Source organism: Macrococcus bovicus, from assembly GCF_004359575.1.
In the GTDB taxonomy this organism is placed as follows: domain Bacteria; phylum Bacillota; class Bacilli; order Staphylococcales; family Staphylococcaceae; genus Macrococcus; species Macrococcus bovicus.
Genome location: NZ_SCWF01000003.1, coordinates 55,348 through 79,214 on the forward strand (window position 1 = coordinate 55,348; position 23,867 = coordinate 79,214).

A 23,867-nucleotide genomic window follows, 5' to 3' on the forward strand; every position below is an offset into this window, starting at 1 on the left:
TATTTTTATTTGCTGTACTGAACGAAGTCAAAATGGGTGCCTTCCAGCCCTAACTGCTGATAGAACTGGACCAGGTATCTTGCATTGGCATGTGCCCAGTGGATATCGGTCGCATATTGTGTCTGTCCGGGTGCATCCGGATTCCAGCGCATCTTATACAGTGTGTTCTGTGACTCGCTTAAATAACCTGTAGCAATGAACTTTGCGCCCCCGATAATAGCCTTATCAGGTGTATCCCAGCCGACATTTGCTGCATACTGCGCGCCGTATTTCACTGCATGTTTATCAAAGGCGCCGATGCCGAACATATTGTAATATTTCTTCTTTTTGTCAGCACCTTTCACTTTCTTGCCTTGTGCAAGTTCACTTGTCCCTTCACCTGTTTCCAGCAAAGCATGTGAAATTAAATAGATTTCATTGATACCATAACGTTCACTGGCCACTTTAAATGCCTGTCCACGTCCTTCTAAAATACCTTTACCTTGAAGAAGGTAATTGAGCTGCTCCACAGAGAGACCTTGAGGTTCGGTCAGATTAAGGAACTGGTAACGGTTGATGCTGTCAGCTGCCAGTTTGCCAGTATCCATCGCTTCAAGAATGGCTGTCTTAGGTGCGTTATACCACTTGATACCATTAGAGGTCTGTGGTCTTGGTGTCAGTCTCATCTGCGCTTTGTAAGCATCTTCAAGACTGGCTGTGACCATGCGTGCCCCTGCAATAGGGGTGGCCTTAATTTCTGTTTTAGTCACTGGCTTCTTAATGCTCGGTTCGGCTGGCTTGCTGACTTTCTGCTCTTGGCTGACAGCATATTTGATCTCAGATTTCTTAGTGACCGGCTTCGGTGCATTGTAGCTGGCTTTTATCCACCCTGTTAAACCGGTAGTCCGGGTGATTTCATGATAGAGTGTATCTCCGACCTGCAGTGACTGATACACTGTAACGCTTTCACCTTTAGGTGCGCGGTCTATGATTTGTCTGTCTGTCCCTTCAGGAACGCTGTAGACCTTTGTGCTGGCTGAAAGCTGAAGCGTTGTATCAGGTTTTGCTGCATCTTTAACCGGGCGAATCACGAGGTCGTCTGCTGCAACGTAGCCGATTGCATTGTTGATGTCAGGCGTCACCTGGACACGATAATAAGGTTGTTGGTTGATCATCACTTTATCATTGACATAAAGCGTATAGTTCACATAATCACCTGCGACTTTTTTCGTCATCGCATTCATACTGGTGATGATAATGGAGTTAGTATCTTTAATATGTCCCATTCTTAATGTGTCTGCTTGTGCGTAAGAAGAGCACAGAATAGTGGAAAGCATGGTCAATGCAAGTGTGCGTTTAATATACTTCATTCAGGACCCCCAGTAGTTTAGTGATTTTATTATACAGGAAACAATCGATCAAAAGCTGAGTTTTACAATAAATTAACGATTTGTCTTGAGAATGTTACGATAGACGATATCTGCTATCTTCTCCGGGGGCTCGACGCAATAATTCTGCAGCCAGAAATAAATAATTCCAAACTGGCCACCTAACGTGTAATTGACAAAATGCTCAGGATCCTGAAGGTGATGATCCGTAATGATGTGCATGTAGTTTTCCTTCAGAACCCCCATAAATTTTTGTGTGAAGTTCTGAGCCGGATGAACGGTCATCAATGTACGAAAAAAACTCTGATTCTCATAAATATATGAGAACAAATGATTCAAATAAAGGCGTGATGAAGTACGTAGAGTATCAGAATCCGTCTTTATGACTTCTGCAAATTGACTGCCGATTAAGTTGAGTTCTGATAGATGCTGTTCAATCATATTATCTAGCAAGTCATATTTATCAAGATAGTATGTATAAAAAGTGGAGCGGTTGATATGCGCTTCTTCGCAGATCATTTTAATAGTAATTTCACGAAAACGATGTTGTTCCAGTAGTTTTAAAAACTGTTCTTGTATCAGCGTTTGTTTGTCTGTCATAAGTACCTACTTCTTATCTCTATTATAGTCACTTATTTTATCATAGATTCAAGATTGCGAAAATTAAAAAAGAAGTTGACACTTTATTCATGTACATGTACTATGAGTATAACTTCATAAAACTTATCAAGAGAGATTGAGGGATATGGCCCGATGACATCTCAGCAGCGGACTCAGAAATGAGCACTGTGCTAATTCCATCAAGCTTAGCTTGGCAGATAAAAGGACGTTTAAGACTTTTTAGCTTCTGGCTAAAAGGTCTTTTTTTGATTTTTAAGGAGGCTATCATGGCAATTATTGAAATTGATGAAGTATCAAAACAGTTTCAGACGAAGAAAGGAACAGTGACGGCACTGCAAGATGTGACACTGAATATAGAGAGAGGACAGATATTCGGCATTGTGGGTTATTCAGGCGCCGGTAAGTCCACTCTGATCCGGTTGATCAACAAGCTCGAAAAACCGACGAGCGGTCGCATCATAGTAGATGGTGAAAACATCACTACTTTAAAACCCCAGCTGCTCAGAAAAAGACGGCAGAATATCGGCATGATTTTTCAGCAGTTCAACCTTTTTAAGGCAAAGACAGTCGCAGATAATATTAAATATCCACTCAAGCTGACCAAAAAGTATTCACAAGCAGAACTGGATCAGCGCGTCGATGAATTACTTCAGTTTGTCGGGTTGTCAGATAAGAAACATGATTATCCGGCTCAGCTGTCAGGCGGCCAGAAGCAGCGTATCGGTATCGCCCGTGCGCTTGCAACGAATCCGGAAATTCTGCTTTGTGATGAAGCGACGTCTGCTCTGGACCCCGAAACAACGGATGAAATCCTGCGTCTTCTGAAACGTATCAATCAGGAACTGAACATCACCATCGTACTCATTACGCACGAAATGGAAGTCGTCAAGACAATCTGCGATGAAGTGGCGGTCATGGAACAAGGGCGTATTGTAGAACAGAACAAAGTCTTTGACCTATTCACGAATCCCGTGCATCCGACGACGAAACGTTTTGTCCATTCCGTGCTGAATGACCATGTGCCAAAAGGTGTAGAACCCTCACGGAAGTTGTATCGATTTATCTTCAATCATCAGCAGATACTGGAACCCGTGCTGAGCCAAATTGGCCGCAAGTATGAAGTCGATTTTAATATTTTGTATGGCAGTATAACTGAGTTGACCGACCGTTTATTCGGTAATTTACTGATAGAGGCGGTCGGCTCAGATTACAAGGTCCAGTTTGCCCTGCTGGAGCTGAAGCAATATGGTATTGAAATCAAGGAGGTTGATGGCTTTGCAAGCTGATTTATCTGAATTTTATCCGATTATTCTGCAGGAACTCATTCATACATTGATTATGGTCGGTATTACATTGGTGCTCGCAGCAATGATAGGTATTCCGCTCGGGATATTGCTCTATGCAACAGGACGGGGCCATGTCCTTGAGAATCGTTCAGTGAATATGGCGTTAAACTTTGTGATCAACACCATCAGACCGATTCCATTCATTATATTTCTGGTTGCATTGATACCTGTTACACGTTTCTTGGTGGGCACATCTATTGGCATCTGGGCAGCTATTTTCCCGATGACGCTCGCGGCTTCACTGTCCATCGCCCGGGTTGTTGAGAATAACATCATCTCGGTTGATAAAGGGGTGATAGAGGCAGCGGAAGCAATGGGTTCAACAAAATTCGACATTCTGTTTAAAGTGCTTGTCCCTGAAGCGGCAGGCGCATTGATATTGGGACTGACATTTACGACCGTGTCGCTGATTGAATTCTCTGCTGTTGCTGGCCTTGTCGGGGCAGGCGGCATTGGGTATCTCGCATTTACCTATGGCTATCAGCGGTTTGATGTCGCAGTCATGTTCATTACGGTGCTGATACTGATCATTCTAGTTCAGATCGTCCAATTCATTGGCAATAAGATTGCAAATATATATACAAGTCGATTATAAGGAGAGAAAATGATGAGAAAATTAATTTGGGTTGTCTTAAGTGTGGTAGTATTTTTAGCGGCGTGTGGAGGTAAGGATGATAAAACAGTTAAAATCGGTGTGACAGGGGAAGATAAAACAGTCTGGAATATCATCAAAGAAAAAGCGGCGAAAGATGGTATTAAAGTAGAGCTCGTTGAATTCCAGGATTACACGATTCCTAATAATGCCCTCAACGAAGGTGAAATTGACCTGAACGCATTCCAGCATTTTGCGTTTTTAGAGGAATTCAAGAAAGCACATCACTTGGATATTACACCGATCGGCACAACTGTCTTTGCACCGATGGGTATTTATTCAGAGAAGATTAAAGACATCAAGGAACTGAAAAAAGGGGATACAGTCGCGATTCCTAATGATCCGACTAACCAGGCCCGTGCACTTCGTCTGCTTGAAACAGCTGGCATCATTAAATTAAATGATGACTTTGGGCTGTTAGGCGACCCGTCAAAAATAAAAGAGAACAAATTAGACATCAAAATCAAAGCGATTGATGCGCAGCAGACGCCACGAGTGTTACCGGACGTAGCAGCAAGTATTATCAACAATGGTGTAGCGGGTAAAGCAGGATTCGATACTAAGAACGATCCGATTTATCTTGAAAGTGCGGATGCTGAAAATGCAAAGCCGTACATCAATGTCATCGCTGCAAAAACTGAAAATAAAGATAAAGCCGAATACAAAAAAATCGTTGAATATTATCAGACACCTGAAGTAGCAGAAGCGATCAAGAAAAATTCTAATGGTGGCGAAGTCGTTCATAAGCTGACGGCAGATGAGATTAAGGAAGTCGAAGAAAGCGTGAAATAGAGAAGGTGAACACCCCGTGCTGATGACGGGGTGTTCTTTTACGTAGAGGCTGTCACAGACTGGCCATTTTTCTGTTCTAAAGTCTCTGAAGAAATAAAAACCTTCATTAATATAGCTGTTAATACAGACTCTCATCTTTAAATCTCATTGACTTGTAGTCCTGATCAATACGAGTACTTGATAAGTTCCAGACTGTAATAAAAAATGTAATCGTTTGCGGTTTGAAGACTGGCAAGAAATCCAACACTTTGTTGAATATTGTTGGTTGATAGTGTGATGAAAATCACTATAATATAGTTTATGTGAAAAAAATTAAATGGAGGAATACACATGAAAAAAATAGTATTAATCAATATCTTAACGTTGCTTATCCTTGCAGCTGCTGGTATTGCTGCTTATCATTTCTATGATGAAGCAACAAATTATGTTAAAACAGATAATGCAAAGGTAGACGGTACACAATTAACAATTGCAAGTCCTGCAGCCGGTAAACTGACTACATTTGACAAGCAAGTCGGCGATGAAATTTCTAAGGACGATACAATCGGTGAGGTCATGACGCAAGGTGCGGACGGCAAACCAGCAAAAATGGACCTTAAAATGCCTCAAGACGGTACAATCGTTAAAACTCAAGCAACTGAAAATGGTTTTGTTGGCGCTGGTACACCTATCGCTTACGCTTATGACATGGACAAATTATTCGTTACAGCAAATATTAAAGAAACAGATCTTGATGGTGTCGAAAAAGGTCAAGACGTTGATGTATACGTTGATGGTTACAAAGACACGACACTTAAAGGTGAAGTAGAACAAATTGGTTATGCTACTGCTTCTAGCTTCTCATTATTACCTTCTTCAAACGGTAATGCGAACTTTACTAAAGTCACTCAAGTAGTGCCTGTTAAAATCAGCCTTTCTAAAGACAAATCATTAGACATCTTACCAGGGATGAATGTAACTGTACGCATTCATAAAAACTAAGGAGGTTATCGTATGACCTCATTTATCATTGCATATATCCTATTATCTCTGGCGGTATTCTTTGTTATTAACCGCCTTTTCCTGAGAAGAAAGAAAGTTAAACCGGTTGAACGCGAAGAACAGGTCGTGGAAGAAACACCTGTCTACAATCATCAATCGGAGAAGGTGACTTATGAGCAGCCGATCAAAACACATGTTGAGCCGGAAGTCATCTATAATAGTACAACTCACAGTACACATGAAAAAACAGAAGCGCATCCTGAAGAAGTGATCTATAACAGTGAAGTAGCGCGCGAACATGATAATAGAGAGACCGTTGCTACTGAAGAATCACCAAGAGAATCAGCAGCTCATGCACATGGTCCGAACTTAACTTTCGGAAAAAATATCACTATCCCTAAGATCATCACTGCGCTGATGATCGGGATGTTCGTCGCAATCTTAAACCAGACGCTCATCAATGTCGCCTTACCGGTCCTGATCAATGACTTTGGTATTACGACTTCTACTGCACAGTGGCTGACAACAGGCTTTATGCTGGTCAATGGTATTTTAGTGCCTATCAGCGCCTTTCTGATACAACGTTTCACTTATCGTCAGTTATTCATGACGGCCATGATATTTTTCACAATCGGCTCTCTGATTTGTGCCATCGCAGGCAACTTCCCTGTGATGATGGCCGGCCGTTTGACACAGGCAGTAGGTGCCGGTATCTTGATGCCGCTTGGTACGAACATCTTTATGTCTATCTTCCCGCCTGACAAACGAGGTGCGGCTATGGGTACGATGGGTATCGCATTTATTTTAGCACCTGCACTCGGTCCTACCTTGACAGGCTGGGTCATCCAGAACTATCACTGGAATGTCATGTTTTACGGCATGTTCATCGTCGGTGCGATTGCACTTCTGATTGGAGCCGTGTGGTTCAAAATTGCACAGCCGACGCATCAAGCCAAACTTGATATACCAGGTGTTATTTTCAGTACTATCGGGTTTGGTAGTGTTTTATACGGTTTCAGTGAAGCCGGTAACAAAGGCTGGGACTCAGCCGTTGTAGATTCTACCATTATTATCGGGCTGATTTTCATCGGTTTATTCGTTTTCAGAGAACTGTCAATGGAAAATCCGATGATGGATCTCTCAACTCTGAAATACTCAGGTTTCTCATTCACGACATTGATCAACATCATCGTCACGATGTCATTATTCGGTGGGATGATCCTTCTGCCGGTTTATCTGCAATCCATCAGAGGATTCTCACCACTTGATTCAGGATTGCTGTTATTACCTGGATCACTCTTAATGGGTCTGATGGGACCTATCGCAGGCCGTTTATTCGATAGAATCGGCATTAAACCGCTTGCTATCTTCGGTCTTGCTATCATGACTTATGCAACGTGGGAACTGACTAAACTGAACATGGATACACCTTACAGTCATATTCTGAATATCTATATTCTGCGCTCATTTGGTATGTCATTTATCATGATGCCGATTATGACAGCAGGTATGAATTCATTACCAGGCAGATTAATTCCTCATGGTAACGCGTTCAGTAATACAATTCGTCAGCTGGCCGGTTCAATCGGTACCGCTATCCTGGTCACTGTTATGACGCAGCAGGCAACAGCGCATCTCGGTGATATAGCGGATAATCTGGATAAGACCAACCCTGCCATCATGAATCAGATGCAGCAGGCGGGACAAGCGGTAGGGAATGATGCACTAGGTACTCAGATGATGCTCGGCCGCATGCAGCAGCTTGCAACCATCAATGGTATCAATGATGCCTTCTGGGTCGCTACCGTACTCAGTGCACTGGCACTTATCTTATCGTTCTTCCTGAAAGGCAAACATCATTACCGCTCAGATGAAGCATAAAAGAGAAGCTCAATGCTTCTCTTTTTTTGTATAAAGAACCACTTACATATGAGGTCAAAATAAAAAATACTATCTCTGAAATGGTTAATTTTATATAATAATGTGTAAGGAGTTGTGCGATTTGAAAACGAAATATATTGATAAACGTTACTGGCGCAGATTGCAGAAGAAAGAATATAAAGAACTGAGAATAGAAGATCATACGTTTGACGGCATTGTGGGTCTCGTGACGATGAAGAAAGTGAGAGCTCCCTTACAAGTAGAGGTTGTAGGGACAACGATTACGGTCGCAGAAGCCGGATATCAATGGTTGCAGTTATTGCCTAAAGATAAAAAATACAGCATCACGGCGATGTATGACCGTGCAGGTAAGCCGGTACAGTATTATATCGATATTAATGAACGGAATATATTGGAGATGGGCGAGGCGAGAACAGCTGATATGTTTCTCGACATTCTTGTACTCCCGACAGGTGAATATGAACTGGTGGATGAGGCGGATATCAAGCGTGCGCTCCATAAAGGTGAGATTACGCAGGAACAGTATGATGCAGCCTATCAGACCGCGAATGAGCTGATGCAGCGGATCAGCAGTGACTTTGTCTCTTTTGCTGAAAAAGTAGAATATTGCAGACGGAAAATAGCCCCTATGATATAGAGGCTATTTTTATTAATATTAGAGTAATGATTGAATTCATAGTCAGCAACCGCTTGAATGCAGCTGATTTAATAAACACAGATAAGTATGAAAAAAGCCTCTTTAAAAGAGGCTTCAATCATTAGCTTGTGATAAAGTCGCCACCGTTGATATGAATCGCTTGTCCCGTGATGTAGGTAGAGTCCTGCGAAGCAAGGAAGACATAGGCAGGTGCATTTTCACTTGGTTGACCGCGACGTTCCATCGCTGTTTCTTGTCCGTGTTCCTCTACTTTCTCAGCAGAGAAAGTCGCTGGGATAAGAGGTGTGTAGATTGGGCCTGGTGCTACACTGTTGACACGGATACCTTTTGGTGCCAGCTGCTGAGACAGTGAGCGTGTAAATGCCGTAATCGCACCTTTAGTTGCTGAGTAATCAATCAATGTTTCAGAGCCACGGTAGGCTGTTACACTGCTGGTATTGATGATGGAATCACCTTTAGACATATGAGGCAGGACAGCTTGCGTTAAATACATCATGCCGAAGATATTAGTCGCAAATGTCTCCTGAATCTGTTCCGGTGTAATATCCAGGAAATCATCCTGTGGGTACTGTACGCCGCCGTTGTTCACTAAGATATTGATTTGACCGAAATCGGTGACTACATCAGCAGCGAGTTTTCGACATTGCTCTACGTCCTTTAGATCAAAGGCATAAGCTTTTGCTTTAGCGCCGAGTTCTTCTAAGCGTTTCACCGTATCATCTGCATCCTGCTGTTCATCATAGTAACCGATGGCAACGTCCGCGCCTTCTTTTGCATATAGGATGGCTACGGCACGACCAATACCTGAGTCACCGCCTGTAATTAAAGCCACTTTACCTTTCAGTTTACCGCCTGCTTGATAATCTTCATCTTCTGCGATAGGCTTTGGATCCATTTCATGCTCGCGGCCTGGTTGACCCTCCTGTGTATAACCTTTAATCTCTTTATCAATCTTTTCAAACTTATCCATGAGTGAGCCTCCTCAATTTGTATTATTTAGTTATACCTTTTATAAAGACGCCTAAAACATAGCATACTATATAAGTAAAAGTTGAGATGAATGCTATGACCATGCAACAGGTGAATAAAATAAGAAAAGAGGGCGCGACATGTATGACAGTCATATACATCTAGCTCAATATCGTGATGTCGAAATGATGGATATTCTGTCTCAAGTAGAAGGGGTCATTGCTGTTGCGACAGATCTGGCGAGCAGTCAAAGATTGCTCGATTTAAAAAGAAGGTATGATATCTCCATTACAGCAGGCTTTCATCCTGAGCAGACCTTATTATCAGATGCACAGCTGAACGAACTCGTGGACTGGATACGAGACAACCGGTCAGCGCTCTCTGCCATCGGTGAAATAGGACTGCCGCAATATCTGAGACGGGAAGGAAAAGTCGAAAACGAACAAGTATACATCCATTTACTCGAAACACTCATTCATCTTGCAGGTGAGCTGGAACTGCCGGTCGTTCTTCATGCCGTCTATGCGGATGCTGCGATTGCGCTGCAGCTGCTTGATCAGTACAACGTCCACGGTCACTTTCACTGGTTCAAGGCGACAGACGATTTAATCAATGAAGTTATCAAGGCAGGTCACTTTATAAGCGTCACACCGGATATTCTTTGGAACACCAAGACAAGACGGGTAGCAGAACTTGTACCCCTTGAACAGCTGATGATTGAGACGGATGGTCCTTGGCCGCATACAGGATTTGACAAGTGCGACATTCACGGTCAACTATCTGCTATAATAGATGAGGTCGCAGTCATTAAACAGATGACACGTAATAAAGTGATGGAACAGATCAGATATAATACACGTTCATTCTATCAATTGGAGGCGCATGATGAAAATAGATGATTACCGTTTAATTGTGACATTAGCTGATGCAGAAACACTCAGGAAAGCTGCAGCGCTTCTGTATATCTCGCAGCCTGCCGTCAGTCAGCGCCTGAAGTCGATTGAAGAGGAATGGGGTACAGCTATTTTCATTCGGACGAAGAAGAAGTTGATTGTGACGACACATGGTGAAAGTATTATTCAGCATGCGCGTAAAATGCTGAAGGAAGAAGAGACCCTTAAAGAACTGATTCATTCCTCAGAGGGGGTTGTCAACGGTAAGTTATCAATCGGGGCTTCTTCCTTGATCGGTCAGACGGTTCTGCCTAAAGTGCTTGGTCGTTACATCGAACTTTATCCGGAAGTGAAGATTCAGCTGCAGGTAGGTTCAAGTGCACAGATTTCAGCACATCACCGGGATTTCCATGTGGCGATTATCCGCGGGACAGAAATGATGAACATGACCAACGAGCTCTTTTTAGAGGACAGACATTATTTTATCTATCCTAAAGCTAAACAGCATCAGCTGAGTCAGCTCCCTGTCATAGAATTTCAGGCGGACGCCGCTTACCTGAAAGAAATTGAAGAGTGGTATACCGAACAGTTCGGGCAGCTGTACGCGCCGCAAATACGGACCGATCAAATTGCGACATGTAAAGAACTGCTGCTCAGTGGTGTCGGTATGACCGTGCTGCCGGAAATCGTGATTGGTGATATCGATCAGGAACGATTTGCCGTTGAACTTCTGGACGCCGGACAGGGACATATGACCCGTAAGACTTACATGAGTTATGATCATGATATATTAAGCCTGCCGCAAGTGGAAGCTTTCATCAGCTTGATGAGACAATATCAGTAGAAGGTGACAAGATGGATCTAAGAACAATATTTAATAGCTTCGGTGCACGAGAAGATTATAGGCAGATCATAGAAGAGTTCAATGATTTTATTAAGCTTTACGAAATGGCTCTTCTTGAGCTGCAAAGCGATATCGAAATAATAGAACTGGAATGGCAGACGCGCTATGAATATTCTCCTTTTGAGCATATTAAGACGCGGATGAAGACACCGCAATCACTCCAGAAGAAGATAGAACGAAAAGGCGTGCCATTCACGATTGAAGGTATCCGTGACAATATATTTGATATCGTCGGCTTAAGAATCGTCACGAGCTTCGAGGATGACGTCTATAAGATATATGAGTTGTTAAAAGGGCGTAATGACCTTAAAATAAAAAGAGTGAAAGATTACATAAAGAATCCGAAACCGAGCGGTTATAAAAGTCTGCATCTCATCGTTGAAACTGAGCTGATTCTCTCTGAAGGCATCAGATGGGTTCCGGCAGAGATTCAGATTCGCACGTTAGCGATGGACTTCTTTGCTTCTACAGAACATAAACTGCAGTATAAATACAACACGAAAGAACTCAGTCAGGAAATCAAGGATGAACTGTTTGAAGTGGCACAGGCATCAAGTCAGCTTGATGAAAAAATGACAAGAGTCCGCAATACGATTCTGATTGATTAAAACGTCATAGCGAGCGGGCTATGACGTTAAGTATGACTGAGGCTGCAACTAATTCAGGCGTTTCTGGAATGTCTGACGTTGATCTTCACTCAGTGCTGATACACTGATCGCTTTCTTCAGAAGATTGACGTTTTTCTTATCTGTATACAGGAGTGAGTTGAACTCATCCAGAGTAAACTGTGCAGGATCACGCTCCAACCGTTCGAGCTGACTGTCCGGCTGAACATAGCCTTCTTCAAGCACACGGAAATAACAGCCTGTCGCATGGGCAGCACTCATCATTTTGACAAGTGTCGGGACACCATATTTCTTTGCGATGGTATTGCATGGACCACGGCCTTCTGATACTTGAATAACAGCATCACCGAGTCTGAATGTATCACCAATTGCAATGTTTTCTTTTGTCAGACCGACTGTCGTAATATTCTCACCGAACATCGCGTAATCCGGCATATCTGAAATGAAGTCCTGCCAGAGTGCATAATCCAGCTTATCGTATAGACAGACCGCCTTATTGACACCGCCGTGGCCTTTATAAGCATGCTCGTCTTCTTCAAAACCGAGTCGCGATAAATAATTCGGTTCAGTAATCGGATATTTATTGACGGCAGTCCTTTTAGGGGTGCCGCCCAGTAATACTTTTTCAACTTTACCCGTACATATTTGAATGACTTCATACTCCATATGATCACCTCAAGTTTTACTCCATCATACAATATATTAAGAAAGTACGTGAGAAAATGTTCCGAGATTTAATGAAAATAAAGAACTACAAACTATTCCTGCTGGACATGATACTGCTCGGGATGGCACTCGCGATCACCGTACCCTTCTTCATCCTCTATGCGACTCAGGAACTCGGTATGACCCGTGGCATGTATGGCATCATGATGGCGCTCTTCGCGCTGGCAGGATTTCTTGTGAATACGATTGTCGCTCGTTTTTCAGATAAAGCCGATTTCAAGCGCAAGTATATGATTCTCTTCAGTCTGTCGATGTCGTGTATTGCGTTCAGCAGTTACTTCTTTGTCCAGACGCCTGTCATCTTCATCATGATGTACGTCTTTTTTGCGGGTATGGGTGCACCGGCCATGCCGCAGCTCTATGCATCAGCCCGTGAAAGTATCAACGAGTCTGCTTCCGTCAAGCATGCAGCTTTTGCCAACACAGTCTTACGTTCAATGTTCAGCTTCGGTTTCCTGTTCGGACCGCTTGTCGGGACAGTTCTGCTGAAGCAGTTTGGATATGCCGGTCTTTTCGGCGGAACGATTCTTTGCTATTTAACTGCCCTACTCACAATCATCATCTTCTATAAAGAGGTAGAAAAGAAAGAAGTGGTACGTGAAGCAGGTTATGTTGAGCCTGTTACACCCAACTTACTACGCGACATGTTTCTGTTGATTCCTTTTCTGGCCTTTGTCTTCCTGCATGTGGGACAATGGATGTATACACTGAACATGCCGCTATTTGTCACAGAATACCTTCATGCTAAGGAAGCGAACGTCGGTTATCTAGCGAGTCTCTGTGCCGGACTTGAAGTGCCTTTCATGATTATTCTGGGGATTATGTCAGCAAAAATGGAAACACGAACTCTGCTGATGATCGGTGCTATTCTAGGCGGCGGCTATTACTTCTCCATCGGTATCTTTGATAATGTCGTCGCTATGCTGATCGGTCAGATCGGTCTTGCCTTTTTCCTGGCTATCTTACTCGGACTGGGCATCAGTTATTTCCAGGATATCCTGCCTGATTTCCCGGGTTATGCTTCAACGCTGTTCTCGAATGCGATGATTGTCGGCCAGTTAGTCGGTAATCTGCTTGGTGGCTTTATGAGTGACATCGTCGGACTCAGCAATGTTTTCTTCGTCTCTGCAGCGTTCGTCATGCTGGCCTTTGTCTTACTGATCTTCACGAAACCCGTCAGAATGGAGGATATAGTAGAATGACCACTTTACTCTGGTTACTTATCATTGCTTCGTTTATACTGGCCTTCGTCAGTTTAGTCGTGCCGGTTATTCCGGGCGTGCTGATGATGTGGCTCGGATTTCTGATCTATCATTTTGCCATAGACAGTACCACGCTCTCCTGGTTCTTCTGGATAGTCATGGTCATCATTACAGCATTCATGCTCATCAGCGATTATGTCGCAGGCAGTTACTTCGTCAAACGCTACGGCGGCAGTAAAGCAGGCGAGATCACAGCCCTTATCAGTGTGATAATCGGCAGCTTCACTTTTCCGCCTTTCGGTATCATCCTGTTCCCGCTAATAACGGTTTTTATAGTGGAACTCTTAGTCGTCCAGGATATGAGAAAAGCAATGGACGCGAGTTTAGGTTCATTACTGGGCTTTCTCGCCAGTACATTTGCGAAACTCGTCATGCTGATGGTGATGACGGTATGGTTTATAGGAGACATAAATATCAATTTCTGAAGAAATACTTAATAACCGAAGAGGCCGCTCACTGCTGTGAACGGCCTCTTCGGTTATCTTCCTGACTGGAACAAAGATGCAAAAAGGGGCACTGCTGCAAGCTGCGAACTTACATCAAGTTCATCATCGTGGGCAGATGACTGTGCTGATGCGTCAGGCCGGTCTTCACGTGCCTTCAATCTATGGTCCATCAAGAGATGACAAATAAAAAAGATTCAGGCAGCTGCCTGAATCTTTTTTAACTGTTAAGAGGGGTCAATCCTTTAAAGCCGACTAAATCATAGGCTGTTTTGACTGCTTCGTCGCTAGGGGGTTCGACGTCAGTTAATTCATATGGGATACCGAGCGCCTCCCATTTATGGACGCCCAGCTGGTGATAGGGGAGGATTTCAAACTTTACTACATTATCCAGGGAGTTAACAAACTCACCGAGCTTGATCAGATCTTCTCTGCTATCTGTCAGCCCCGGCACAAGAACGTGTCTGATCCAGACAGGCTGTTTACGGTCAGACAATAGACGCGCAAACTTCAGAATATGGGTGTTAGGCTTGCCTGTCAGCTTTAAATGTTTATCGTTATCGATATGCTTGATGTCCAGCAGGAATAAATCAGTATATTTCTGCAGTTCATTAAAGTGATTCATAAAGGCAGGTGTTTCATTGAAGCAGCCGGCTGATGTATCTATACAAGTAGAAATACCTTCAGCTTTGAGCTGTTTAAATAATTCCTCAAGGAAGGGCAGCTGCAGGAACGGTTCGCCGCCGCTCACTGTCACACCGCCACCTGATGCATCAAAATAAGGCTTATAAGGGAGGATCTCCTGAACCATTTCCTCAGCTGTCACTTCACGTGAAGGTTCACCGATTTGCCAAGTATCTGGATTGTGACAGAATAGGCAGCGTAGTAGGCACCCTTGGGTAAATAAGATATATCTTAAGCCGGGTCCATCTACCGTTCCTAAACTTTCGACTGAATGAATGTGTCCTTTAATCAATTGAAGTCCCCCTAAGCAATTAGTTACATTTTTTCGTGGAATGTTCTGGAGATAACATCCAGCTGCTGTTCACGTGTTAATTTGATGAAGTTAACTGCGTAACCCGATACACGGATAGTCAGCTGTGGATATTCTTCTGGATGTTCCATTGCATCCAGTAAAGTTTCTCTGTTGAATACATTGATATTTAAGTGGTGACCATGCTGCATTGCGTAACCGTCTAACACGCTGACTAAGTTCTGCTGCTGTGCAGCGTCTTCTTTACCAAGCGATTTCGGTACGATGGAGAAGGTGTTTGAGATACCGTCTTTAGCGCAGTCGTATGGTAATTTAGCGACTGATGATAATGACGCTAAAGCCCCTTTTTGATCACGTCCATGCATTGGATTTGCGCCTGGTGCAAATGGTTCGCCTGCTTTACGGCCATCTGGTGTATTACCTGTTTTCTTACCATATACAACGTTTGAAGTGATGGTTAACACTGACATAGTGTGTTCAGAATCTCGGTATGTTTTGTGTTTACGTAATTTGGTCATGAATTCTTCTACTAATTGAACAGCGATATCATCGACACGTGCATCGTTGTTACCATATTGAGGGAATTCACCTTCAGTCTCGAAGTCAACCACTAATCCATCTTCGTTGCGGATCGGTTTCACTTTAGCGTGTTTAATAGCTGATAATGAGTCAGCTGCAACTGACAGACCTGCGATACCTGTAGCCATTGTACGAATAATTTCTGTATCATGTAAAGCCATTTCAATTCTTTCATAGCTGTATTTATCGTGCATGTAGTGAATGACGTTTAATGAATTGATATAGACACCTGCCAGCCATTCCATCATATCGTTGAAGCGTACCATCACTTCGTCGTAGTCCAGATATTCTGAAGTGATCGGTGCAAGAGCCGGACCGACTTGAGCGCCAGATTTTTCGTCCTTACCGCCGTTGATGGCATAGAGTAATGTTTTCGCTAAGTTAGCACGAGCGCCGAAGAACTGCATCTGTTTACCGATTCTCATTGCAGAAACACAGCAAGCGATACCGTAGTCATCACCGTAGCTTTCACGCATCAGATCATCATTTTCATACTGGATGGATGAAGTCTGAATACTCATCTTCGCACAGTATTTCTTGAAGTTCTCAGGTAAACGTGTAGACCAGAGTACGGTTAAGTTTGGTTCTGGTGCAGGTCCTAAGTTATCTAATGAATGCAGGAAGCGGAATGAGTTTTTAGTCACAAGTGCACGGCCATCCATGCCGACACCACCGATTGATTCAGTTACCCATGTCGGGTCGCCAGAGAATAATTCATTGTAGTCAGGTGTACGAGCGAATTTCACTAAGCGTAATTTCATGATGAAGTGGTCAACAATTTCCTGTACTTCTTCTTCTGTCATAACGCCGTTCTTAATATCGCGTTCTGCATAGATATCCAGGAATGTAGAAGTACGACCTAAACTCATCGCAGCCCCATTCTGTTCTTTGATGGCCGCTAAATAAGCAAGGTAAGTCCACTGTACAGCTTCTTTGAAGTTCTCAGCCGGACGGCTTAAATCAAAACCGTAGATTTCGCCCAATTGTTTCAGTTCATTTAATGCGCGGTACTGTTCAGATACTTCTTCACGTAGACGGATGATATCTTCAGACATGGTTGTGGAGATATTATCGAAGTCGCGTTTTTTCTCAGCCATTAAGAAGTCCACACCGTATAAAGCCACTCGACGATAGTCACCGATGATACGGCCGCGGCCATAGGCATCTGGCAGACCGGTGATAATCCCCGCTTTACGACATGCCAGCATTTCTTTTGAATAAGCATCGAAGACACCTTGGTTATGAGTTTTACGGTATTCAGTGAAGATGTGTTCAGTTTCTTTATCAAGTTCATAGCCATAAGCTTCACATGCTGCTTTAGCCATCCGGATACCACCATAAGGCTGCATGGAACGTTTGAATGGTTTTTCTGTCTGAACGCCGACGATGGTCTCAAGGTCTTTATTCAGATAACCTGCATCGTGAGAAGTGATGGAAGAGACCACTTTAGTATCCATATCCCACATACCGCCGCGGTCACGTTCTTCTTTAGTCAGTTCCATGACTTGTTTCCATAATTGTTGAGTTGCAGCAGTTGCTGGTGCTAAGAACTCATCATTACCTTCGTACAGTGTATAGTTCAGCTGAATGAATTCTCTGACATCAATTCGTTTAGTCCATTTCCCTGTTTTGAACCCAGACCATGCAGTTGTTTGTTTTTGTTCATTCTTTAACATAATTTATGCCTCCCAAACATAATGTGATTGAATTCACAATATAATTATATCATGTACGTGAATATAATCACATTATTTATTAATTTTTTTTATTGTTTTTATCGATTCAGTAGTATCAAGGGTTGAGCTGTAATAGAACATACTTTGAAATGAAAGCTGTCTCTATAACAGTTGTTTACCCGGTGGTCTGTTCTCTACTCATCGTGCTAAAATAAGCATATGATAATACACATGAATGATGATCACCCGTTGCTTAAAGAAATCGCTTATTTGCACGAGGCAATTCCTGCTGGCTATAAAGACTGGCAGCCGACGGACCTGGATTACCTCTTAAGAGAAGAGTCACTGAAATTACTGATGCAGCATGAGGGCGATCAGATATTAGCCGTAGTTGAAGAAGAACTGGTAGCCTTCATCTGGTATAAGATGACTGATCATACACACATCAAATCATTGTGGGTAGATCCCCGCCGAAGAGGACAAGGTTATGCAAGCAGACTGAAAAATGAAGTGAAGAGAATGAGCGAAGCACAAGGGATGGCTTATATCAAGGGTACTGTCCATCCCGCTAATAGAGTGATGGTCGCCCTGAACAAGAAATTAGGCTATAATTGGGTAGGTAAAGAAATGAGACTCGAACTCTAGAGGTGGCCAATGATCCGTACGTTATATATCGATATTAATAATGAGCTGAAGATATGCGAATCACCTTATGAAATGACTTCAGAGCCGCGGCTCCTGTGGGTGGATATGTCCGAACCGACATTGCATGAGAACCTTCTGCTCAGCCAGTTCTTTCATTTTCATCCTCTTTCTATAGAAGATGCAGTTTCAGTGAGACAAAGACCGAAATATAAGGAATATGACGACTATCTCTTTTATGTGTTCCATGCCATTGATCTGAATACGATGAAGCCGGAAGAAATAGATGTCTTCATCAATGATATTCTAGTCGTGACCTATCATAAAGAGCATTCAGAAGAAGTCGATAAAGTATGGAATATGATGATCCATAAGAAAGATAACTCGAAAGCATCCACATCTGAAATCATGTTCCTGACACTCGATGCGATTGTCGATAACTATTTTCCGTTCGTCTATGAACTTGAAGATAAAGTGTTCTCTTTTGAGGACAGACATTCAGTGGACATCTCAACAGAGGTACTGATTGAGGAAACCTTTGATTTAAGGGAAGACTTGCTCTTGATCAGACGAACAGTACTGCCGATGAGAGACTTGGTGTATAGACTGCTGGAAGGCAGAATCATGGCGTTATCGAAGAAGCAGAAAATATTTCTGCATCATATCAACGACCATTTGATCAAGCAGGTGGAGATGATTGAATCGTCACGTGAGATGACTGCCGACATCCGTGATAATTACATCTCACTTAACTCATTCAAAATGAATAACATCATGAAGATTCTGACCATCTACTCCGTGATATTCATGCCGCTGACACTGCTTGCCGGGATCTACGGCATGAATTTCGACGTCATGCCTGAACTCCACTGGAAATATGGATACTTGGGCGTCTGGATAGTCATGCTGGTCATTACATTCGGTATGATTCTCTACTTCAGACGGAAAAACTGGTTTTAAAAAGGCCATGTTTCTGAAGAAACATGACCTTTTCTAATATTCAGCGTTACAGTAATAGATGTTATGCCATTCTTTGAACATGGGGCCGTTACTGCCGGTGACTGGATCTGAACCCGGCAGCTTAACACGGTTGATTGTTCTGTTGACAGCCGTTAAGTCATCATAGGAAGTAGCGGTCTCTACTGCATCTTCCGTCGGATAAGCGCCGACAATCCTGAAATCCTCTGACATGGCAAGCCGCTTATGACCGTAACCGGCGGGCAGCAGAAGCACATCGCCTTTATGCACCGTGACGGTCCGGCCGTTCTCACCTCCGATCAGTAGTTCTGCCTGACCTGCTTTAACGCCGAGCACTTCATGGCAATTCGGATGGAAGTGGTGGTAATCAAATACGCCGTTCACCCAGATCTGATGCCAGCCATTGCGTTTAAATAGTTCAGACGGGTCCTCTTTGATATCATGATAAATGATAACCGGCAGCACCATATGATTAGGTGCTGATGGTGAAACGGGTGCGTGTAAGATGGTATGTCTCATAAAATAACCTCCTTTATTTAACAGCTTATTTCCCTTTATCAGATTAGTTAAGCATAGAAAGGAATGATCAGATGGAAATATTTATTATGCTCTCGAGCTTTATTATCGCTACTATTTTATCGACCATTATTCATTACAAGTTTCCGCGGATACCTCTTGTCTTTATTCAGATATTTTTAGGCATGCTCATCTTTCTGACACCGATTCCTATCGTCATGGAATTTGAACCTGAGATGTTTCTGATCGGTATCATCGCACCGCTGTTATTTCTGGAAGGTAATCATGTCTCGCGCATTAAACTGTTGAAATATATAAAACCTGTCGTCCTGATGGCGATTGGTCTCGTTTTTACGACAGTCATCGGTCTCGGCTATATTACACATTTTATCATGCCGCTTATTCCGATAGCCGCTTGTTTTGCCTTGGCTGCTATTATCTGTCCGACAGATGCAGTTGCTGTACAGGCCATCGCACAAGGTAAAAAACTGCCGAGAGGACTGATGACCATCCTTGAAGGAGAGTCGCTGCTGAATGATGCGGCGGGGATTCTGAGTTTCAATATCGCAGTGATCGCCCTGACTGCTCATGTTTTCACGGTGCAGGGGGCTGCGATACAGTTTGTGACGACTTCTCTCGGAGGTGTCATCATCGGGCTGATTATCGGCATTATCTTTGTGCAGATCAGAATCAGATTGTTAGATGGTGGCTTTGAAGAAGAGTATATTTTCAGCCTGATTCAGCTGCTGACGCCCTTCGTCATTTACATGGTTGCTGAAGCCTTTCATGTATCAGGTGTCATCGCCGCGGTTATCGGTGGTATTATTCACGGCATAGAACGCGACCGTTTCAGCCAGGCGACGACTAAGCTGCAGATGGGATATAACTATACCTGGGGCCTGTTATCGACTGTGCTCAACGGCATGGTCTTCACCATCCTCGGCTATATTATTCCGGAGGTGACGCTTGAGATCGTCACTCACGAAAGACAGAATTTAGTGGGGCTGTTAATCCTGACAGCCATCATCTCACTTCTGGTCTACCTCTTCAGATTTATATGGGTTTTCATGCTCTATGACAAGTTTTATATACCTGAGAATCCATTTATCAAAATACTGAATAATCCGGATGCAGGTCTGTCGGAAGAACGTCCTTCACGCTTTAAATATGCGCTTATAGCGACAGTGTGTGGTGTTCACGGGACTATTTCAATGGCGATTGCGCTGACATTGCCCTATGAGATCTATCAGGACCGGTCGTTCATTTACAGAGACGATCTGCTATTTATAACAGCAGGGGTGGTGGTCATCAGCTTAGTTGTGGCTCAGGTACTGCTGCCGCTGCTCGTGGAGAACGATGTTACCCAGAACTCCTCCAAATATTCGTTCAAAGAAGCGCGTATATTCGTGATTGAAAAAGCCATTGAATACCTGCAGCAGCAGACGACAGAAGAGAATACAGCGATTACAGGTAATCTGATTCGACAGAATACGATGCGCCTCAACTTCTATAAGCGTATCCGGGATAATGATGAAAACCCGAAAGAAATCATCAGACTCCAGAATAAAGCGCTCGATGTCGAGGCAGCGGTGCTGGAAGATTTAACGGCCAGCGGTGCTATATCTGAAACTGCTTATCAAAACTATGTCGCCTATGTCGAACGGACACGGTTATTTTCACATACTTCTTTCGTTAAGAAAGTACTGTTCATTATGCGCGTACGTAAAAGTAGACGTAAACTGAGCACGCGTTTCAGTGGAGTAAGTCCTCTTACCTTCAGAAGTCATCTGATTGAACTGCAGAATATCGCCAATAAGGTATACACTGAAGTGCTCTCTGCCTTACTGGAAGAAGCGGGCGGCCATAACCGAATGGAAGTGGCACTTGTCTCAGACACCTACCTGAACCGGGTAGAACAGTTAAAGCGTAATATTGTGAACGAAAAACTTGAGGGTGCGGAAGCACTGATGGCGCTGAATATGATTGGGATGGAACGTGAAGTGGTGCAGCAGCTAGTGGGACGAGGCAAGATTTCCCCTGATGTGGCAATTGAACTGCGACAATCCTTGAACTATGACGAAATGATTCTGCTTGATAATCAGAGTTAATGTTTCTCGATGTAAGGGACAGGGAATGAAAAAGCTAAGAATATTAGAAAAAGGATGATGACCATGCATGAAGAGAAGTTTGTTCTGATTGAAAATAAGGAAATAACTTTAAGAGAGCTCGCTAGTGAACTGGAAGCCATTACGGGTTATACGGTGACGGACAGCTTCGGGGATATCAATCGTATCGTTGCCCAGAAGCCGAATTTTGATGATGACTTTGAAACATTTCTAGTCACCTATGAATTCAACGAGACAGCTGATATCGTGGATGCGACGGTAACCACACCGCGTAATGAGAAGATTAACTTTAAAACAGACCCAGTGAAACTTCGTCTATTATCTTACAAATCCATATAACCTCAAGAGCATCTGATTTTTACGGAAATCAGATGCTTTTAATATTAAAGAAAGGACAGTCATGGTATGATTTAGGGAAAGAGCAACAATAATTGAGGGATAAAATGAAGAGAATAATGATCACAGCACTTGCAGCACTCCTTCTCGCTAGTCAGTCCGTTATAGCGGATGGTGCTGAAAAAGTGAAAACTAACCCAGAAATCGTTCAAAAAAGAGATTTTCTCCCTACTTTCGGTATGCCCGCTTTTAAATCAAGAAAATATAGCGGTCCTGTGACGAAAGAGAACGTACTGATTGTCATGATGGATTTCAGTGACAGCAAGCAGTCGACGCTAAAACCGGGAGTCGGCCGCTATTCACCGGCTGCAAATGCTTCAAGAAACTATTATCCGAAATATACGAAGGAACATTACAGAGATTTATTTTTTGCGGATCGTTTTAAAGGGTCAGACGGCAAAAGCTATCGCACTGTAAAAAATTATTACGAGATTTCCTCAGGAGGCAGTTTTACATTAAGCGGTCAGGTATCAGGGTGGTATCGTGCGAAGAAGCCGCTCAGTTATTATGGCGTCAATGAGGATGCGAATGATGATGCCCATGTCCATGAACTGATCATGGAAGCAGCGGCACGTGTCGCTAAAGACAAATCCATCAATCTGAAAAAATATGATCGCTATGATTATTATGACCGGGATCAGGATGGCAACATCAACGAACCAGACGGCATTATTGATAAATTTATCGTCGTTTTCAGCGGTATCGGAGAAAGTGAAGGAGGCGGGGCGCTCGGCACGAATTCAATCTGGGAGCACGTCAGTGAAGTAGGCTCGCGCCCTCATACCATTCCCGGCACTTACAGTCGGACCTCCAAGTTCCCTGGACATCGACTGGCGATAAGCGAATACGGGGTGATGGCAGAAGATAGTTCCGTCGGTACATTCACGCATGAGTTCGGTCATATGCTCGGACTCATTGATGAATATGACACCTCCCGCTCGGCTGGCAGTCATGCAGGAGAACCTGTGCGTTACTGGTCACTGATGAGTTACGGTGCAGATGCAGGTAAATTGGTCGGCTCGAAACCTGTCGGCTTAAGTCCGCTGGCTAAATCTGACCTGCAGATGATGTACGGCGGGAACTGGCTGCGCGGAGCGGTCATCAAATCCACTGATATCACGAAAAAAGGCAAAACCTATCTGCTGGATCAGGCCAGCAGTAAAGGGTGTAATAATGACATTCTGCGAATCGAACTGCCGGACATCAGAAAAAGACTGAAATCGGGCCGCTATAGAAACTATCAGCAGTATTATCTGGTTGAGTGGCGCACCCATAACGGGCTAGATAGCGGACTCAGTGAAATATACGATCCATTCGGCCGAAACTATTACGGTAAAGGCATGCTGATCTGGTATGTCAACGAATATTACCGTAATAATTCCGCGTTGATCAATCACCCGGGTAAAAGTTTAGTGGGGGTAGTCGATGCGACGCCGAAGACCCTGACTTCTAAGACAGGTCATGCACCGACGACAGATATCCAGATATTTGATGCCCCGTTCAATACGAAGCGTTACGGCAACTATAATAAACTGTCAAATTACTTCTTCAAGAAAAGCAACACAGACCCAGTACCTGTTTTTTCTGACTACAATTATACCCAGGCGAAACTGGATAATCTGATGCTGCCTGAAGCTGGACGAGTACTGCCGCAATACGGCATTAAAATGCGAGTAGTCGAGCAGAATAAAGAAGGCACAGTCGCTAAAATAAAAATATATAAATAATAAAAATGCACATTTCAATATGAGATGTGCATTTTTATTTTTAAGAAAATATATCAGAAAATTTAAAACACTTATTTACAACTCATTCGAA

The 23,867-nt window shown here is 43.3% G+C and carries 23 protein-coding genes, 1 pseudogene and 1 riboswitch; of the genes and pseudogenes, 17 read left to right on the top strand and 7 right to left on the bottom strand.

All coding sequences use genetic code 11. From position 1 onward, the window contains the following. Positions 1-5: 5 nt before the first annotated feature. Together ERX55_RS04080 and ERX55_RS04085 are read right to left on the bottom strand one after the other, a co-directional pair. On the bottom strand, positions 6-1,349 hold the full coding sequence (locus tag ERX55_RS04080) for an N-acetylglucosaminidase (RefSeq protein ID WP_133451331.1): 1,344 nt from the start codon (positions 1,347-1,349) through the stop codon (positions 6-8). A 72-nt stretch (positions 1,350-1,421) separates the two neighbouring features. Next, a complete protein-coding gene (locus ERX55_RS04085) occupies positions 1,422-1,967 on the bottom strand; it encodes a TetR/AcrR family transcriptional regulator (RefSeq protein WP_133451332.1) in 546 nt (181 codons plus the stop codon). 120 nt (positions 1,968-2,087) lie between these two features. Continuing rightward, positions 2,088-2,192: riboswitch (SAM riboswitch) on the top strand. A gap of 68 nt (positions 2,193-2,260) precedes the next feature. Between ERX55_RS04085 and ERX55_RS04090 the strand changes: the two genes are divergently transcribed. The 6 genes from ERX55_RS04090 (at position 2,261) to ERX55_RS04115 (ending at position 8,298) form a co-directional block, all read left to right on the top strand. After that, entirely contained in the window at positions 2,261-3,274 is a 1,014-nt protein-coding gene (locus ERX55_RS04090; protein ID WP_133451482.1) for a methionine ABC transporter ATP-binding protein, read from the top strand. Next, entirely contained in the window at positions 3,264-3,929 is a 666-nt protein-coding gene (locus ERX55_RS04095) for a methionine ABC transporter permease (RefSeq protein WP_133451481.1), read from the top strand. The genes ERX55_RS04090 and ERX55_RS04095 overlap by 11 nt, the downstream gene beginning before the upstream one ends. Before the next feature lie 12 nt (positions 3,930-3,941). Beyond that, positions 3,942-4,778 (top strand): MetQ/NlpA family ABC transporter substrate-binding protein, encoded by an 837-nt coding sequence (locus ERX55_RS04100; RefSeq protein WP_133451333.1) that lies wholly within the window; start codon positions 3,942-3,944, stop codon positions 4,776-4,778. Positions 4,779-5,108: 330 nt separating this feature from the next. Further along, on the top strand, positions 5,109-5,759 hold the full coding sequence (locus tag ERX55_RS04105; RefSeq protein WP_133451334.1) for a biotin/lipoyl-containing protein: 651 nt from the start codon (positions 5,109-5,111) through the stop codon (positions 5,757-5,759). A gap of 12 nt (positions 5,760-5,771) precedes the next feature. Then, positions 5,772-7,640, top strand: a complete 1,869-nt coding sequence (locus ERX55_RS04110; protein WP_133451335.1) for a DHA2 family efflux MFS transporter permease subunit — start codon at positions 5,772-5,774, stop codon at positions 7,638-7,640. Positions 7,641-7,761: 121 nt separating this feature from the next. Then, positions 7,762-8,298 (top strand): ribonuclease FAU-1 family protein, encoded by a 537-nt coding sequence (locus tag ERX55_RS04115; RefSeq protein WP_133451336.1) that lies wholly within the window; start codon positions 7,762-7,764, stop codon positions 8,296-8,298. A gap of 121 nt (positions 8,299-8,419) precedes the next feature. Here the strand turns inward: ERX55_RS04115 and ERX55_RS04120 are convergent, their stop codons facing one another. Next, on the bottom strand, positions 8,420-9,289 hold the full coding sequence (locus ERX55_RS04120; protein WP_133451337.1) for an SDR family oxidoreductase: 870 nt from the start codon (positions 9,287-9,289) through the stop codon (positions 8,420-8,422). 139 nt (positions 9,290-9,428) lie between these two features. Here ERX55_RS04120 and ERX55_RS04125 point away from each other — a divergent pair, with 139 nt between their 5' ends. From ERX55_RS04125 to ERX55_RS04135, 3 genes are read left to right on the top strand one after another with little or no spacing between them, the layout of a single operon-like run. Then, entirely contained in the window at positions 9,429-10,187 is a 759-nt protein-coding gene (locus tag ERX55_RS04125; RefSeq protein WP_133451338.1) for a TatD family hydrolase, read from the top strand. Continuing rightward, on the top strand, positions 10,174-11,025 hold the full coding sequence (locus ERX55_RS04130; RefSeq protein ID WP_133451339.1) for a LysR family transcriptional regulator: 852 nt from the start codon (positions 10,174-10,176) through the stop codon (positions 11,023-11,025). The genes ERX55_RS04125 and ERX55_RS04130 overlap by 14 nt, the downstream gene beginning before the upstream one ends. 11 nt (positions 11,026-11,036) lie before the next feature. Continuing rightward, positions 11,037-11,693: a GTP pyrophosphokinase gene (locus tag ERX55_RS04135; protein ID WP_133451340.1), complete on the top strand. Its 657-nt coding sequence runs from the start codon at positions 11,037-11,039 to the stop codon at positions 11,691-11,693. A gap of 48 nt (positions 11,694-11,741) precedes the next feature. On the opposite strand, the gene ERX55_RS04140 is transcribed toward ERX55_RS04135, so the two are convergent. Continuing rightward, a complete protein-coding gene (locus ERX55_RS04140; RefSeq protein ID WP_133451341.1) occupies positions 11,742-12,377 on the bottom strand; it encodes an MOSC domain-containing protein in 636 nt (211 codons plus the stop codon). Positions 12,378-12,433: 56 nt separating this feature from the next. On the opposite strand from ERX55_RS04140, the gene ERX55_RS04145 reads away from it, so the two are divergent. From ERX55_RS04145 to ERX55_RS04155, 3 genes and pseudogenes are all read left to right on the top strand, one after another. After that, the gene (locus ERX55_RS04145; RefSeq protein WP_133451342.1) at positions 12,434-13,639 is read left to right on the top strand and encodes a sugar efflux transporter; all 1,206 of its coding nucleotides are present in this window, start codon (positions 12,434-12,436) and stop codon (positions 13,637-13,639) included. Then, positions 13,636-14,124 (top strand): DUF456 domain-containing protein, encoded by a 489-nt coding sequence (locus tag ERX55_RS04150; protein WP_133451343.1) that lies wholly within the window; start codon positions 13,636-13,638, stop codon positions 14,122-14,124. Before ERX55_RS04145 ends, ERX55_RS04150 begins: the two co-directional genes overlap by 4 nt. A gap of 67 nt (positions 14,125-14,191) precedes the next feature. Continuing rightward, a pseudogene (locus ERX55_RS04155) lies at positions 14,192-14,332 on the top strand (DinB family protein); the annotation flags it as partial. A 30-nt stretch (positions 14,333-14,362) separates the two neighbouring features. Here ERX55_RS04155 and pflA read toward each other — a convergent pair. Beyond that, on the bottom strand, positions 14,363-15,118 hold the full coding sequence (gene pflA / locus ERX55_RS04160) for a pyruvate formate-lyase-activating protein (RefSeq protein WP_133451344.1): 756 nt from the start codon (positions 15,116-15,118) through the stop codon (positions 14,363-14,365). Positions 15,119-15,141: 23 nt separating this feature from the next. After that, positions 15,142-17,391 (bottom strand): formate C-acetyltransferase, encoded by a 2,250-nt coding sequence (pflB, locus tag ERX55_RS04165; protein ID WP_133451345.1) that lies wholly within the window; start codon positions 17,389-17,391, stop codon positions 15,142-15,144. A gap of 231 nt (positions 17,392-17,622) precedes the next feature. Here pflB and ERX55_RS04170 point away from each other — a divergent pair, with 231 nt between their 5' ends. Beyond that, on the top strand, positions 17,623-18,036 hold the full coding sequence (locus ERX55_RS04170; RefSeq protein WP_165983702.1) for a GNAT family N-acetyltransferase: 414 nt from the start codon (positions 17,623-17,625) through the stop codon (positions 18,034-18,036). Between the two features lie 9 nt (positions 18,037-18,045). Beyond that, positions 18,046-18,993 (top strand): magnesium/cobalt transporter CorA, encoded by a 948-nt coding sequence (corA, locus tag ERX55_RS04175; RefSeq protein ID WP_133451347.1) that lies wholly within the window; start codon positions 18,046-18,048, stop codon positions 18,991-18,993. 33 nt (positions 18,994-19,026) lie between these two features. Here the strand turns inward: corA and ERX55_RS04180 are convergent, their stop codons facing one another. Next, positions 19,027-19,530, bottom strand: a complete 504-nt coding sequence (locus ERX55_RS04180; RefSeq protein WP_133451348.1) for a cupin domain-containing protein — start codon at positions 19,528-19,530, stop codon at positions 19,027-19,029. A 71-nt stretch (positions 19,531-19,601) separates the two neighbouring features. Here ERX55_RS04180 and ERX55_RS04185 point away from each other — a divergent pair, with 71 nt between their 5' ends. From ERX55_RS04185 to ERX55_RS04195, 3 genes are all read left to right on the top strand, one after another. Beyond that, the gene (locus ERX55_RS04185) at positions 19,602-21,635 is read left to right on the top strand and encodes a cation:proton antiporter (protein ID WP_133451349.1); all 2,034 of its coding nucleotides are present in this window, start codon (positions 19,602-19,604) and stop codon (positions 21,633-21,635) included. Between the two features lie 63 nt (positions 21,636-21,698). Then, positions 21,699-21,992, top strand: a complete 294-nt coding sequence (locus ERX55_RS04190; RefSeq protein ID WP_133451350.1) for a hypothetical protein — start codon at positions 21,699-21,701, stop codon at positions 21,990-21,992. Positions 21,993-22,096: 104 nt separating this feature from the next. After that, a complete protein-coding gene (locus tag ERX55_RS04195) occupies positions 22,097-23,776 on the top strand; it encodes an immune inhibitor A domain-containing protein (protein WP_133451351.1) in 1,680 nt (559 codons plus the stop codon). Positions 23,777-23,867 lie beyond the last annotated feature (91 nt).